Origin of the sequence: Isoptericola sp. b408 (assembly GCF_030588085.1) — a bacterium.
In the GTDB taxonomy this organism is placed as follows: domain Bacteria; phylum Actinomycetota; class Actinomycetes; order Actinomycetales; family Cellulomonadaceae; genus Isoptericola; species Isoptericola sediminis.
In genome coordinates this window covers 356,524-370,112 of record NZ_JAUQYQ010000002.1, presented here as the reverse complement: position 1 = coordinate 370,112, position 13,589 = coordinate 356,524, and the positions used below count along the sequence as shown (strand labels likewise).

Genomic DNA, 13,589 nt, shown 5'->3' with positions numbered 1-13,589 from the left:
ATCATCCCTGGTCATGACCGGATCACTGTCGCTCCGAGGCCTTTCCACCACTCAGACTTTCCTTCTGGGCGTCGGCGCCGCCGTCGTCAGCCTGCTCCCCTGGTTCGTGGCCGGGCTGCAGGCCCCGCCGATGGACGGCCCGCCCTGGCTGGCGGACGCTCGTGGCGCGCTCCTCCCCCTGAACCTGATGACCTTCGTGCGTCTCGTGGGAATCGTGGTCCTTCCCGGGGCAGCCATCGGGCTGGTCCTGCGCCGAGGCGCGTCCGGCTCGACGGGTCGTGCGGCCTGGGCCGCAGCTGCCGGGCTCGCCGTGGTCTTCGCAGGCGCGACGGTGCAGAGCCTCACGGTGATCCTGCCGAGACTCCGCCCTGATTCACCCGCCGCGCTCAACACCGTCCTCGGCGCGGTGGCTGTGGGAATCCTGCTCGTGCTGTCCGTCGTCGTCTGCCGCGTGCTGGCCTTCGGCTCCGTCCCGGCGGCGACCGTCGCGGCGGCGGTCGGCGCCGTCGCGGTGGGGTTCTGGCTCCCGACGCTGCTGCTGCCCCCGGGGATCGTGACGGAGGGCCCGGTGCCGACGGAGCTGATGCGCGCACTCTTCCTGACCATGACCTACACCCCCGCCGTGCTCACGGGAGTCGCGCTGGCCTGGTGCGGCTGGACACCCCTCCGCCGGTTGGCAGCCTGGGCGCTCGCCGTGCTGATCGTCTGGATCGGACCGGCCGTCCTCCCTGTCCTGACGCACTGGGGAACTCCGGGCGGGCCGAGCCTGGTGGCCTTTGTCCCGGTCGTCCTCGACGACCTCAAGGTCTTCCTGGACAGGGGCCTGCCGTACCCCGTCACGGCGCTCGTCGTCGGCGTCGTCGGCCGGCTGGTCGTGCTCCTCGTCCGTCGGCGCCAGCGGGAAGGTCAGGCCGCCGTCAGCGCCGTCCCGACGGCGTGAGCCCGCTCCAGCCGCTCGACCAGCGCCACGACGGCGGCCGCGACCGGCACGAGCACGAGGTTGCCGAGCAGCATCGGCCGCAGGAACGGCAGCCCGGCGACGTAGCTCGCCAGGAGCCCGTCCAGACCCGCCGGGTAGAACGTGCCGCGGCCCTGCAGCCAGACGCCGAAGTTCGTCCAGAGGTAGAACACCAGCGAGGAGCCGACGCCGAAGCCCAGCGCGGCCACGACGCGGCGGCCGCCGCTCGCCCGGCGGGTCCACCAGGCGCCGACGCCGATCGCCGCCCAGGCGGTCCACGTGAACAGCAGGATCGCGGAGTTGGTCAGCAGCACATCGCTGATCGCCACGACGACCAGCGGGGCGAGCATCGCGAGGCGGTGCCGCAGCAGGCCCGCCGCCGCGAACGCGGCCGCGGTGGACAGCTCCAGATTCGGCGGGGCGCCGAGGTCGTCCTTGACGACCCGCCACACGATCGCCGCCACCACGAGCAGCACGGCGACCGCGGGGCGCCACCAGCGCTCGCCGAGGTCGCGCAGGGTCAGGTCCGTCGTCGGGGTCATTCGGTGATCTCCTCGAGCGTCCACGTGATCTCCTGTCCGTCCTCGGTCTCCAGCGAGCCGGCGCCGACCTGGGCCATCTCGCCGTCGACGGACAGGGACCAGAACTCCTCGCCCTCGACGGCGGTGCGCCCCTGGATGCCGGTCACGTAGGCCATCTCGCCCTCGCCGGTCACCTCGGCCTCGGGGTCGGCCTCGAGCAGCAGCTCCAGGGCCGTCCTGCCGTCCTCGCCGGTGTACGAGAACTCGGTGACGTCCTGCTCGGCCGACTCCTCGGCCGTGTCCTGCGGGGCGGAGACCGACGACGAGGTGTCCACGGGGGTGGCCGCCGGGTCGTCGTCCTGCCCGCACCCGGCCAGCAGACCCACCGCGAGCGCGCCGACGGCGGCGGCGGACAGCAGGCGGGGCACGGTGCGCTTCGGGATTCTCACGCCGTCGAGCCTAGCCCGCGTCCTCTGCCGGACGTGCGGGGTGCCGCCATCCGGACGCGTGACGTCGCTCTCGCGCTGGACCAGGCCGTTCACGCCATGATGGGCAGGTGACCCGATGGTTCAGCGCACCCGACGCCCGCACCTGGGACGCGCCGGCGACGCACGACAGCCCGCGCGACTTCCACCGCACGCTGCCCGGCTACTCCCCCACCCCGCTGGTCGAGCTCCCCGAGCTCGCCACGGAGCTCGACGTGGGACGCCTGTTCGTCAAGGACGAGTCGTCCCGGCTCGGGCTGCCCGCCTTCAAGATCCTCGGCGCCTCCTGGGCCTGCCGGCAGGTGCTGGAACGTCAACCGGGCGCGGAGCTGGTCACGGCGACCGACGGCAACCACGGCCGGGCGGTGGCTCGCACCGCCCACCAGCTCGGCGTCCCGGCGACGGTGTTCGTCCCCGACGTCATGGAGCAGGCGACCCAGGCAGCCATCGAGGCCGAGGGGGCGACCGTCGTGCGGCTCGACGTCGGGTACGACGACGCGGTCCGTGCCGCGGCGGACTACGCCGACGCCGCCGACACCCGGGCGCTGGTGCAGGACACCGCCTGGGAGGGCTACACCGACGTCCCGGCGTGGATCGTCGACGGCTACGGCACCCTGCTGGAGGAGGTCGACGAACAGCTCGGCCGCACGCCGGACATCGTCGCCGTGCCGGTGGGCGTGGGTTCGCTCGCCGAGGCCGTGGTGCGCCACTATCGCCGCCCGGACACCCCGCACCCGACCGTGCTCTCCGTCGAGCCGGACAGCGCGGCCTGCGCGCTGGAGAGCCTCGCCGTGCACGAGCCCGTCACCGTTCAGACGGGATCGACGGTCATGGCGGGCCTGAACTGCGGCACCGTCTCCAGCACGGCGTGGCCGGTGCTGCGCGACGGCTGCGACGCCGCGGTCACCGTGAGCGACGACGAGGCCGAGCAGGCGGTGGCCGACCTGGGCCGGCTCGGCATCTCCTCGGGACCCAGCGGTGCCGCCACGCTCGCCGGCGTCCGCGCCGCACTGGCCGAACCACACCGCCGCGAAGCGCTCGACCTGCCGCTGCACCCCGTCGTCGTGCTGCTCAGCACCGAGGGCGCTCCGCACGACACCGAGGGATCCCCCGCATGACCGCGAGCGCCCCGGGCCCCACCGCTGACGCCGTTCCGTCCGCCGTGGTGGACCGTGCCCGGCGGTGGCGTCACGACCTGCACCGCATCCCCGAGACCGCGTTCACCGAGCACGCGACCGCCGCGTATGCCGCACGCGTGCTGGCGGCGCTCGGGTACGAGGTCGTCACCGGCGTCGGCGGAACCGGCGTCGTCGCCTCGCTGACACGCGGCACGTCCGGCCGGTCGGTGGGGCTGCGCTCCGAGCTCGACGCGCTGCCGATCACCGAAGCGAGCGGTGTCGACTACGCCTCGACCCATCCCGGGGCGATGCACGCCTGCGGGCACGACGGCCACCTGGCGATGCTGCTGGGCGCCGCCGCGCTGCTCGCCGAGGACGGCGGGTTCGACGGCACCGTCCGGGCCGTGCTGCAGCCCGCCGAGGAGCCAGGTCACGGCGCCCGGGCGATGGTCGACGACGGGCTGTTCGAACGGTTCGCGGTCGACCGGCTGTTCGGGATCCACAACATCCCGGGGCTGCCGGACGGGCACCTGCGCACCCGGCCGGGTCCGATCATGGCCGGGGAGGACAACTTCCGCATCGCGGTCCGGGGCCGCGGCGGGCACGCGTCCGCCCCGCACCTGGTGGTGGACGCGCTCGTCGTCGCCGCGGAGATCGTCGTGGCGCTGCAGCACGTCGTCGCGCGCAGCATCGACCCGGTGAGCACCGCCGTGCTGTCGTGCACCGACCTGCGCACCGACGGGGCCCGCAACGCCATCCCCACTCACGCCACGATCACCGGGGACACCCGCAGCTTCGACCCCGCCGTCAGCACGCTGCTGGAGCGCCGCATCCGGGAGGTCGCCGCCGGGGTCGCCGCCGCGCACGGCGCGGAGGTCACCGTCGACTACACCCGCGAGTTCGCGCCCACCGTGAACGACGGTGCGAGCGTGGCCCTGGCCGGGCTGGCCGCGGCGCGGGCCGTGGGCATGGACAGGCTCGACGTCGACGCCCCGCCGATCATGGGCAGCGAGGACTTCGGCGTGCTGGCCGGTCACGTGCCGGCGTGCCTGGTGTTCCTCGGCAACGGCACCGCACCCGACGCGGGCGGGGTGCCGCTGCACAGCGCCGACTACGTCTTCAACGACGACGTGCTGGCGGCCGGCATCGCGTTCTACCGCGAGGCCGTCGTCGAGAGCCTCACGACTCCTCCGCCGTCCGACGGAGCGCCGGCCTAGGCGTCGATCTGCGCGCGGTCCAGAGCGTTCGCCCCGGCCACGATGAACTCCTTGCGCGGCGCGACGTCGGAGCCCATGAGCAGGTCGAAGACACGCTCGGCGGCCTCGGCGTGCTCGACGGTCACCCGGCGCAGCGTGCGGTGGCGCGGGTCCATCGTCGTCTCGGCGAGCTGGTCGGCGTCCATCTCGCCCAGACCCTTGTACCGCTGGATGTCGTCCTTGTAGCGGCGACCGGCCTTGTCGAGCTTCTTCAGCGTCGCGTTCAGCTCCGCCTCGGAGTACGTGTACAGGTACTCACCCTTGCGGCGGCCCGACCCGAGCACCTCGATGCGGTGCAGCGGGGGCACGGCGGCGAACACCCGGCCCTCGGTGAGCAGCGGGCGCATGTACCGGTAGAACAGCGTCAGCAGCAGGGTGCGGATGTGCGCGCCGTCGACGTCGGCGTCGGTCATCAGCACGACCTTGCCGTACCGGGCGGCGTCCACGTCGAAGGAGCGCCCCGACCCGGCGCCGAGCACCTGGATGATCGCGGCGCACTCGGCGTTGCGCAGCATGTCGCTGATCGACGCCTTCTGGACGTTGAGGATCTTGCCGCGGATGGGCAGCAGCGCCTGGAAGTCCGACGACCGCGCGAGCTTGGCGGTGCCCAGGGCGCTGTCCCCCTCGACGATGAACAGCTCGGAGCGCCCAACGTCGTCGCTGCGGCAGTCGGCCAGCTTGGCGGGCAGCGAGGAGGACTCCAGGGCGTTCTTGCGCCGGGAGATCTCCTTCTGCTTGCGCGCGGTGACGCGGGCGCGCATCTCGGCGACGACCTTCTCCAGCAGCAGGGAGGCCTGCGCCTTGTCGTCCCGCTTGGTCGAGGTGAGCAGCGCCTTGAGCTCGTCCTCCACGACGCGGGAGACGATCTGGCGCACCGGCGCGGTGCCGAGGACCTCCTTGGTCTGCCCCTCGAACTGCGGCTCGGCGAGCCTGACGGTGACGACGGCGGTCATGCCGGCCATCGCGTCGTCCTTCTCGATGCGCTCGGCGGAGTCCTTCGCCGAGACCTTCAGCCGGCGGGCGTTGGCCTCGACCTGCTTGCGGATCGTCTTGAGCAGGCCCTGCTCGAACCCGGTGCGGTGCGAGCCGCCCTTGGGCGTGGCGATGATGTTGACGAAGGTGCGCAGCTCGGTCTCGTAGCCGACGCCCCACCGCAGCGCGACGTCGACCTCGCAGTCGCGCTTCACCTCCTGGGAGGTCATGTGGCCCTTGGCGTCCAGCACGGGCACCGTCTCGGTGAACGAGCCGGACCCCGTCAGGTGCCAGGTCGAGGTGACCGGGGTGTCCGGGGCGAGGAACTCCACGAAGTCCACGGCGCCGCCGGAGTGCTGGAAGACCTCCTCGTGGGGCCCGGACTCCCCCGGCGTGCCCCGCAGGCCCCGCTCGTCGCGCACGGTGATCTTCAGCCCGGGCACCAGGAACGTCGTCTGACGCGCCCGCGTGACCAGCTCGTCGTAGGAGAACACCGCCGACTTGGGGAAGATCTGCCGGTCCGCCCAGTAGCGCACCCGGGTGCCGGTGCGCTTGCGGGGCGCCTTGCCGACGACCTCGAGCTCGGAGTGGTCGACGAACGGCTCGAACGGGGCCTCCGGCGTCGGGCCCGTGGCGGGGTCGGCGAAGGTCCCGGGCTCACCGCGGTGGAACCGCATGCCGTAGGTCTTGCCGCCGCGGTCGACCTCGACGTCGAGCCGGGCGGACAGCGCGTTGACGACGGACGCACCCACACCGTGCAGGCCACCGGAGGCGGTGTACGAGCCGCCGCCGAACTTGCCGCCCGCGTGCAGCTTGGTAAAGACCACCTCGACGCCGGACAGGCCGGTCTTCGGCTCGGCGTCCACGGGGATGCCGCGGCCGTCGTCCTCGACCGTCACGGAGGTGTCGGCGTGCAGCACGACGCGGATCGCGCTGGCGTGCCCGCCGAGCGCCTCGTCGACGGAGTTGTCGATGATCTCCCACAGGCAGTGCATCAGGCCGCGGGAGTCGGTGGACCCGATGTACATGCCGGGGCGCTTGCGGACCGCCTCGAGGCCCTCGAGGACGGAGAGATGGCGTGCGGTGTACCCGGACTCGGACGTGGCTGTCACGCGGTCGAGGGTAGCCGAGCCCGCTGACAGCACCGCCCAGGCGCCCCGCTGGTGGCCGAGATGTGACCCGCGGCGTTGATCGCCGACAGCGAACCAGGCCTCCTCCCGGGAAGAAAATCGGCCGCAGATGGTTTGATGGTGGCGTGAGCACCATGACGGAAGACACGACCCAGATGACCGCCGCCGACCGCTGTGACCGCTGCGGGGCCCAGGCCTACGTGCGTGTCGAGCTTCCCGCCGGGGAGCTGCTGTTCTGCGGCCACCACGCCCGCGCCCACGCCGACGCCTACCAGTCCGTGGCCACGCACGTTCAGGACGAGACCGATCGTCTGCACGCCGAGCACGGCGCCTCCTGACCCCCACGACGACCTGCCGGGGACGCCCCGGACCGACGAAGGCCCCGCACCGACCGGTGCGGGGCCTTCGTCATGTCGAGGCGGGCACGATCCGGCGAGCGCGCCTCGCGGACGCCGGCATGGCGTGATCGCGAACCATGTCGGCAATGCGTCCGACGTCTGACGTGCGCGTTTGCGGTGCGTGTGTCCAGGACCCTGCCTACCGTGAAACAGGGCGTGACACGGTGCATCCACGAGGAGGGCCGGACCATGAGTCTGCCCAGGACCGTCAAGAGGGCCGCGCTGGCGTCGATGTTCGCGGCGGCGATGCTCGCCGTGTCGGTGCCCGCCCCGACCGCCGGCGCCGAGACGGCGTCCCCGGTCGCGGACCAGCAGACCATCGTCGGCCTCGTGACCGTGAACGGCGAGGTCCCGACGACGGGTGTCCACGTCACGGTCGTCGCCGCCGCCGACGGCGCGGACGAGAGGACGTGCGGCGACTTCGTCACCGGGGAGGGCGCGACCTTCGAGCTCATCCTTCCCGCCGAGTGCGGCCCGGGAGCGACGGCCGTCTTCCGCGTCGACACCGGGAGCGAGTCCGGCACGGTCGTCGAGATCACCGAGGACCCCCGGTTGACGGCGACGGTCGACTTCCAGCTGTCGGATGCCGAGCTGGAAGCGCTCGGACTCCAGGCGGAGCCGTCGCCCGACGTCGCGGTGGTGCAGACGAGCCCTCCCCTGCAGGGGACGGACCTGCGCGTCGTCGTGCTGAGCACCGTCATCCCGGCGACCCTGCTGCTGGTGGTCATGGTGCTGATGAAGGGCAGCTTCTGGAGACGCGGCGCGCCGTCCGGCGGCGGGTCGACGTCCGAGGACAAGGGAGACGGCAGCTACCGCTCGCAGATCGAGGGCATGGTCCTGGTGATGGTGGTGCTCTCGGTCATCCTGCTGGGAGTCACCGGCAAGATCGGCTCCGACGGACTGGTCTCGGTGCTGGCGGCCATCGTCGGTTACACCGTGGGACGGCAGGTCGGCAGCAAGGAGTCGTAGCAGCGGCCCACGCCGGGCACGCCCGACCGCTGTGGGTATGAAAGATGCCGCCCTCCCGGGGAGGAGGGCGGCATCTTTCATACCCACACGCGGGGGTTTCGGTCAGTCGAGGTAGTCGCGCAGCACCTGCGAGCGCGACGGGTGCCGCAGCTTCGACATCGTCTTGGACTCGATCTGACGGATCCGCTCACGCGTGACGCCGTAGACCTTGCCGATCTCGTCGAGCGTCTTGGGCTGGCCGTCCTGCAGGCCGAACCGCATCGAGACCACGCCGGCCTCGCGTTCGGAGAGCGTGTCGAGCACCTGGTGCAGCTGCTCCTGCAGCAGGGTGAACGACACCGCGTCCGACGGGACGATCGCCTCGGAGTCCTCGATGAGGTCGCCGAACTCGCTGTCGCCGTCCTCGCCGAGCGGGGTGTGCAGCGAGATGGGCTCGCGACCGTACTTCTGGACCTCGACGACCTTCTCCGGGGTCATGTCGAGCTCCTTGGCCAGCTCCTCCGGCGTGGGCTCGCGGCCCAGGTCCTGGAGCATCTGGCGCTGCACGCGGGCGAGCTTGTTGATGACCTCGACCATGTGCACCGGGATACGGATGGTGCGGGCCTGGTCGGCCATCGCGCGGGTGATCGCCTGCCGGATCCACCAGGTGGCGTACGTCGAGAACTTGTAGCCCTTGGTGTAGTCGAACTTCTCGACCGCGCGGATCAGACCGAGGTTGCCCTCCTGGATCAGGTCCAGGAACAGCATCCCGCGGCCGGTGTACCGCTTGGCGAGCGAGACGACCAGACGCAGGTTCGCCTCGAGCAGGTGGTTCTTGGCGCGGCGGCCGTCGTGCGCGATCCAGCGCAGGTCGCGCCACATCTTGCGCTCGTCGGCCGAGGCCTTGGTGCGGTCGAAGTCGGCGAAGTCCTGCGCGAGGCGCTCCTCGGCGAACAGGCCGGCCTCGATGCGCTTGGCGAGCTCGACCTCCTGCTCGGCGTTCAGCAGCGCGACCTTGCCGATCTGCTTGAGGTAGTCCTTGACCGGGTCGGCCGTCGCGCCGGCGGTGACGACCTGCTGGGCGGGCTGGTCGTCGTCGTCGGTGTCGGAGACGACGAAGCCGCCGCCCTCCTCCTCCTTCTTGCCGCGCTGGAGCTTGATCCCGGTGACGTGGATCTCGCGGGGGCCCTCGCCCTCCTCGTCCTCGACCGGGACGCCGTCCGGCTCCGGGGCGGGCTTGTGGGCCTTGGCCGCCGCCTTGCGCGTGGTCGTGGTCGTCGCCGCGGCCTTCTTGGCCGCCGGCTTCTTGGCGGCCGGCTTCTTGGCGGCGGGCTTCTTGACCGCCGTCTTCTTCGCGGCCGACGTGGTGGCCTCGCCGGACTCGGCGTCCGCGGACGAGGTGTCCTCGGCCTCCGACGTCGTGCCGGCGGCCGCGGACGTCGTGGACTTCTTCGCGGCAGGCTTCGACGCGGGCGCCTTCGCACGCGTCGAGGTCTTGGTGGACGAGCTCGCGGCCGCGGCGACCTTGGTCGCCGCGGGCACGCCGACCTCGACACCGGCGCCCGCGAAGGCACGCAGCACGGCCTTCAGGCGCTTCGGGTCACCCACGGACGCGTGCTCGCAGGCAGAGCGGAAACTCTCCGCGTCGACACGACCGTTCGCGGTGCCGCGGTCGAGCAGCTCCTGCAGGGCAGGGTGGTCGAACTCTCGGGGCAGCGGGGGGTTCTGCGCAGTGGACGCCACAAACCGACCTTTCGGCGTTCGAGGGAGACGGTGGACCGCGGTCGGAGCCTGGGACGAGGGCCTCTCGACGCAGCGGAATACCTATATTGTACTGGCGGTACCAGGGAAGAGGGGCCCGGAGGCCCCTCGCCGCCTCGCCACGGCTGCGCTTCCCGGTACGTCATCGGTGGTCACGCAGGTGAACGCCGGATGACGGCCCGTCTATTCCCTGTCGGATCCTCGGCGTGGCGACACGCGGGTCAGCGGCGTGGCGTCACGGCTTGACGGCCAGCACCGGGCACGGGGCCTCCAGCAGGATGCGCTGTGCGCCGGAGCCCAGGATGAGCTTGCCCACGGGGCTGCGCCGTCGCAGCCCGATGACGATCAGCTCCGCCTGCGCCTCGAGGGCCTCGCGGACCAGGTCCTCGGCGAGGTCGCCGGTGCCCGGCACCACCACGTGCTCGATCGACGCGGCCTCCAGCCGCTGCGCGACGTCCTCTCCCCCGGAACCCGGACTGATGACCACGAGTCGCGTCTGGCGCTGCAGGGCCTCCGCCTCGGCGGCGGCCAGCGCCTTCTCGCCCTCGGGAGTGCTCAAATGTCCCACGACGATCGCCATGCCTGCACGCTACCGGACGCCGCCGCCCCGGGGTCTGCCGGCCGGGCCGTCCGCTCGCTGGTCGGCCCGGACCCACCCGGGCGGCAGCCCCGCCGACACCGCACCGTTCACCAGCCGCGCGAGCCGGTACGTCGCGTCGATCGCCAGCGCGGCGTCGACACGCCGCGCCGCCCGCGGGCCGTCGCCCTGCCACCACGCCAGGAACGCGAGCAGCGTCAGGGGTGGCGCCTGCAGACGCCGGGGCACGTGCGCCACCACCTGTTCGAGCACCACGGCGCCGCGTCGCAGCCGCGCCGGGTCCGGGGCCACCGCGTGGTCGGGGTCGACGACGGACGCCATCGCGCGGGCGGCGCCGGCCTCGTCGTCCTCGACCCCCTCGACGGTCGCCGCGGTGGCCTCGTCACCGCGGGGCAGCAGGCTCAGCAGCGCGGCGTCGCGCACCCGCCGGTCGGCCAGGCCGGCACCGACGCGGCCGAGCAGGGCCGGGCCCAGCGCGGGGTCCGCGGCCGGGTCGTCGTCGACCTGCCCCAGGGCCGACCGCCAGGCCGACCACGCCTCGCCCCGCCACCGTCGGGCGGCCTCCTCGTCGCCGGTGGTCGGTCGGGCGCTCTCGCGGCGTCGTGCCGCCCGGGCCGCCAGCCCCCGGGCCGCGGCGGTGGCGGCCGGGAGGCGGAAGGCCTCCTCCGCCGAGTCCGCGAGCGCGCGGCCGGCCAGGACGTGGGCCGCCCCCACCGGCCCGTGCTCGAGGGCGGCGGTCGGGAACCCGTCGGGCGGGCAGCACGCGACGTCGTCGCAGTCCAGGCCGCGGTACCCGTGCGGTGTCACGAGCCAGCGGTCGACCTCGACGGTCGGGGCGACGACCCGGCGGACGGCCTCCACCCGGTCCATGGCGGCCGCGACCTCTCCCGCGGTGTACAGGGCGAGCAGGCAGAAGGTCGGGTCGACGTCCGCGACGGCACGGGTGAGCGGTTCCAGACCGGCCGTGACGTCCCCGGGGCCGGCGAGGTCGGGCAGGCCGACACGGGCGACGAGCCCGAGGCGCCCGGACGCGGTCACGCAGGCCAGGACGACGGACTCGGTGGGCCGGAACCCCAGCCGGTACGGGACGGCGGCCAGGAGGTCGTGGGCGTCACGGAGGCGGACGGTGTCGGGTGCGGGGTCACAGGTGGTCGTCATGACCCGAGCACACCGCCTCGCGACACCCGGCCGCCGCGCCCCGGGCCGTCCCGCGGCCGGGCCTGGGGACGGGCCCTGCTGGGGGTGAGCGCCCACTACGGTGTCCCCGTGTCCTCGACCAGCCGCCCGCGTGCCGACCGCGCGCCGGGACCCGCCGCGCGTGCCGTCGCGACGGCCGCCCTCGTGGCGTGCCTCGTGAGCGGCTGCGGCTCGGCCGACGGCCAGGGGGCGGCGTCGGGCCCCGACCCCACGGGCGACCCCTCCGACGTCCCGACCGCCCTGCCGTCGTTCGACCCGTCGTCGGCCGTCGGTGACTACGCCCAGGGATTCCCCACCGGTCTGCTGGGTGCCCCGAAGAAGGCGACGGTGCTCGCCAGCTCCGCGCTGCCGGCGGAGGACGGACTGGTGGAGGTCTCCCTCAACCTGGCGACGAACCAGTCCGCCCGCAAGGTCATGGCGTCCTACGCGCGCCGGCTGGACGAGGCCGGCTTTGCCGAGGCCGACGAGGTCCCGGCCTCCGGGCTCGCCGCGCGGTCGGTGTTCACCCGCACGCGGGACACCAAGAAGGCGGCGGTCGAGACCGTCCTCATCGGCGTGCTGGACGACGGCGAGCGGCGCCTGGTGTCGTTGTCCGGCATGGTGGCCGCCGACGGGCCGACCGACGGTTCCTGACCACCGGACGAAGGCCCGGGGACACGCAGGACACGGTCGGGTCACGATCACCGGCCCAAACTACTCAGCACGCTTAGGCTGTGCCCATGCCTGCTGCCGCGACCCCCCTGGTCGAACTCGAGAACCTCCGCACGGACGTCGACACGGCACTGCGTGCCCACCTCGCCCGGCTGGGCGAGGAGGTCGCGGAGATCGGTCCCGGGACCGCGGCACTGACCGAGCACGTCTCCACGCTGCTCGACGGCGGCAAGCGCCTGCGTGCGGCCTTCTGCTACTGGTCCTTCCGCGCGCACGGCGGCGCCCCGACCGGCGCCACCCGTGACGCCGTCGTCCGCATCGGTGCCGCCCTCGAGCTGTTCCAGGCCGCCGCGCTGCTGCACGACGACGTGATGGACGCCTCCGACACCCGCCGCGGCCGTCCCACGGCCCACCGCGTCTTCGCCGCACGGCACGGCGACAACGCCTGGACGGGCGACGGCGAGCGGTTCGGCACGGCGGTGGCGATCCTGCTGGGCGACCTGTGCCTGGTGGCCTGCCACCGGGAGGCGGCCGCCGCGCTGGACGCCGTCGAGCCCACGATCGCCCGCGCCGCCCGCGACCTGTTCGACACCATGACGAGCGAGGTCGTGGTCGGCCAGTACCTCGACGTGCTGGTGCAGGCCGAGCCCTGGGGCCTGGACCCCGTCGCCGACGAGCAGCGCGCCCGCACGGTGCTGCGCTCGAAGTCGGCGCGCTACTCGGTGGAGCGTCCGCTGGCGCTCGGCGCGGTGCTGGCCGGCGCCGGTGCGGAGGAGGTCGAGGCGATCAGCGCCGTGGGGCTGCCCGTCGGCGAGGCCTTCCAGCTCCGCGACGACCTGCTGGGCGTGTTCGGCGACCCCGCGGTCACCGGCAAGCCGGCCGGCGACGACCTGCGCGAGGGCAAGCACACCGTGCTGGTGGCCCGGACCCTGGCCGACGGCGGCGAGGAGGCCCGGGCCCTGCTGTCGAAGCACCTGGGCGACCCCGAGCTCTCCGCCGAGGACGTCTCCGCGCTGCGGGACACCATGACCGCCTCGGGGGCGGTCGACGACGTCGAGGCCCTCATCGACGAGCTCGCCAGTGCTGCGCTCGAGCGCCTCGCGTCGTCCGACCTCAGCTCCCCCGGCCGCGAGGTGCTCGCCGACCTCGCCCGGGTCGCCGTCGACCGGCGGGCCTGACCGGTTCTCAGCCGAGCGCCTGCGCCAGCCGGCGCACCTGCGCGCGCCGTCCGGCACGCAACGCGCCCACCGGGGTCGTGCCGAGCGTGGAGTCCTCGGTGAACAGCCACCGCAGGGCCTCGGCGTCGCTGTACCCGGCGTCCCCGAGCAGGATGAGCGTCCCGCGCAGGGTCTCGAGCACCGTCGCCCCGCCGTCCGACGTCTCGACGACGAACGCGGCCGGCACCTGGAAGGTGGTCCGCTCCCCGCGCTTGACCCCGATCACGTGGCGGGACGACACCATGCCCCGCACCTTGCTGACGTCGGTCCCCACCGCGTCGGCGAGGTCGGGCAGGGTCAGCCAGTCGCCGACGAGGTCGTCCAGGGGGGTCTGCTCAGGTGCATCGCTCACGGCGCCAGCCTAGCCTCCACGCCCGCC

At 73.3% G+C, this 13,589-nt stretch carries 14 protein-coding genes; 7 read left to right on the top strand and 7 right to left on the bottom strand.

All coding sequences use genetic code 11. The features are described 5' to 3' along the window. Positions 1–13 precede the first annotated feature (13 nt). Entirely contained in the window at positions 14–940 is a 927-nt protein-coding gene (locus tag Q6347_RS07370) for a hypothetical protein (protein WP_304607036.1), read from the top strand. On the opposite strand, the gene Q6347_RS07365 is transcribed toward Q6347_RS07370, so the two are convergent. Next, positions 907–1,500, bottom strand: coding sequence for a DUF6580 family putative transport protein (locus Q6347_RS07365; RefSeq protein ID WP_304607035.1), 594 nt, complete (start codon positions 1,498–1,500; stop codon positions 907–909). The two genes, Q6347_RS07370 and Q6347_RS07365, sit on opposite strands and share 34 nt — an antisense overlap. After that, positions 1,497–1,928 carry a DUF4430 domain-containing protein gene (locus Q6347_RS07360; RefSeq protein ID WP_304607034.1) on the bottom strand — a complete coding sequence of 144 codons (432 nt, stop codon included), beginning with the start codon at positions 1,926–1,928 and terminating at the stop codon, positions 1,497–1,499. The genes Q6347_RS07365 and Q6347_RS07360 overlap by 4 nt, the downstream gene beginning before the upstream one ends. A gap of 107 nt (positions 1,929–2,035) precedes the next feature. Between Q6347_RS07360 and Q6347_RS07355 the strand changes: the two genes are divergently transcribed. Both Q6347_RS07355 and Q6347_RS07350 read left to right on the top strand, forming a co-directional pair. After that, positions 2,036–3,082 (top strand): pyridoxal-phosphate dependent enzyme, encoded by a 1,047-nt coding sequence (locus tag Q6347_RS07355; protein WP_304604189.1) that lies wholly within the window; start codon positions 2,036–2,038, stop codon positions 3,080–3,082. Beyond that, complete coding sequence (locus tag Q6347_RS07350) at positions 3,079–4,299, top strand: amidohydrolase (protein ID WP_304607033.1); 1,221 nt, start codon at positions 3,079–3,081, stop codon at positions 4,297–4,299. The genes Q6347_RS07355 and Q6347_RS07350 overlap by 4 nt, the downstream gene beginning before the upstream one ends. Here Q6347_RS07350 and Q6347_RS07345 read toward each other — a convergent pair. Continuing rightward, positions 4,296–6,422 (bottom strand): type IIA DNA topoisomerase subunit B, encoded by a 2,127-nt coding sequence (locus Q6347_RS07345; protein ID WP_304607032.1) that lies wholly within the window; start codon positions 6,420–6,422, stop codon positions 4,296–4,298. The genes Q6347_RS07350 and Q6347_RS07345 overlap by 4 nt on opposite strands. A gap of 152 nt (positions 6,423–6,574) precedes the next feature. On the opposite strand from Q6347_RS07345, the gene Q6347_RS07340 reads away from it, so the two are divergent. After that, positions 6,575–6,778, top strand: coding sequence for a hypothetical protein (locus Q6347_RS07340; protein WP_171248320.1), 204 nt, complete (start codon positions 6,575–6,577; stop codon positions 6,776–6,778). A gap of 249 nt (positions 6,779–7,027) precedes the next feature. Further along, entirely contained in the window at positions 7,028–7,807 is a 780-nt protein-coding gene (locus Q6347_RS07335; RefSeq protein WP_304607031.1) for a hypothetical protein, read from the top strand. Between the two features lie 102 nt (positions 7,808–7,909). Here Q6347_RS07335 and Q6347_RS07330 read toward each other — a convergent pair whose 3' ends face one another. The 3 genes from Q6347_RS07330 to Q6347_RS07320 form a co-directional block, all read right to left on the bottom strand. Continuing rightward, the gene (locus Q6347_RS07330) at positions 7,910–9,529 is read right to left on the bottom strand and encodes an RNA polymerase sigma factor (RefSeq protein WP_304607030.1); all 1,620 of its coding nucleotides are present in this window, start codon (positions 9,527–9,529) and stop codon (positions 7,910–7,912) included. A 253-nt stretch (positions 9,530–9,782) separates the two neighbouring features. Further along, positions 9,783–10,127 (bottom strand): universal stress protein, encoded by a 345-nt coding sequence (locus Q6347_RS07325; protein ID WP_304604195.1) that lies wholly within the window; start codon positions 10,125–10,127, stop codon positions 9,783–9,785. Positions 10,128–10,136: 9 nt separating this feature from the next. Next, the gene (locus Q6347_RS07320; RefSeq protein ID WP_304607029.1) at positions 10,137–11,303 is read right to left on the bottom strand and encodes a DUF4192 domain-containing protein; all 1,167 of its coding nucleotides are present in this window, start codon (positions 11,301–11,303) and stop codon (positions 10,137–10,139) included. 108 nt (positions 11,304–11,411) lie between these two features. On the opposite strand from Q6347_RS07320, the gene Q6347_RS07315 reads away from it, so the two are divergent. Both Q6347_RS07315 and Q6347_RS07310 read left to right on the top strand, forming a co-directional pair. Continuing rightward, entirely contained in the window at positions 11,412–11,975 is a 564-nt protein-coding gene (locus Q6347_RS07315; RefSeq protein ID WP_304607028.1) for a hypothetical protein, read from the top strand. A gap of 86 nt (positions 11,976–12,061) precedes the next feature. Next, positions 12,062–13,171, top strand: coding sequence for a polyprenyl synthetase family protein (locus Q6347_RS07310; RefSeq protein ID WP_304607027.1), 1,110 nt, complete (start codon positions 12,062–12,064; stop codon positions 13,169–13,171). Between the two features lie 7 nt (positions 13,172–13,178). On the opposite strand, the gene Q6347_RS07305 is transcribed toward Q6347_RS07310, so the two are convergent. Beyond that, positions 13,179–13,562, bottom strand: a complete 384-nt coding sequence (locus Q6347_RS07305; RefSeq protein ID WP_304604199.1) for an Rv2175c family DNA-binding protein — start codon at positions 13,560–13,562, stop codon at positions 13,179–13,181. Positions 13,563–13,589 lie beyond the last annotated feature (27 nt).

Bases quoted from the DNA above. Each gene is read 5' to 3' on its own strand.
- Q6347_RS07370 (WP_304607036.1), top strand. From the start codon at position 14: ATGACCGGATCACTGTCGCTCCGAGGCCTTTCCACCACTCAGACTTTC.
- Q6347_RS07365 (WP_304607035.1), bottom strand. From the start codon at position 1,500: ATGACCCCGACGACGGACCTGACCCTGCGCGACCTCGGCGAGCGCTGG.
- Q6347_RS07350 (WP_304607033.1), top strand. From the start codon at position 3,079: ATGACCGCGAGCGCCCCGGGCCCCACCGCTGACGCCGTTCCGTCCGCC.
- Q6347_RS07340 (WP_171248320.1), top strand. From the start codon at position 6,575: ATGACGGAAGACACGACCCAGATGACCGCCGCCGACCGCTGTGACCGC.
- Q6347_RS07335 (WP_304607031.1), top strand. From the start codon at position 7,028: ATGAGTCTGCCCAGGACCGTCAAGAGGGCCGCGCTGGCGTCGATGTTC.
- Q6347_RS07325 (WP_304604195.1), bottom strand. From the start codon at position 10,127: ATGGCGATCGTCGTGGGACATTTGAGCACTCCCGAGGGCGAGAAGGCG.
- Q6347_RS07320 (WP_304607029.1), bottom strand. From the start codon at position 11,303: ATGACGACCACCTGTGACCCCGCACCCGACACCGTCCGCCTCCGTGAC.
- Q6347_RS07310 (WP_304607027.1), top strand. From the start codon at position 12,062: ATGCCTGCTGCCGCGACCCCCCTGGTCGAACTCGAGAACCTCCGCACG.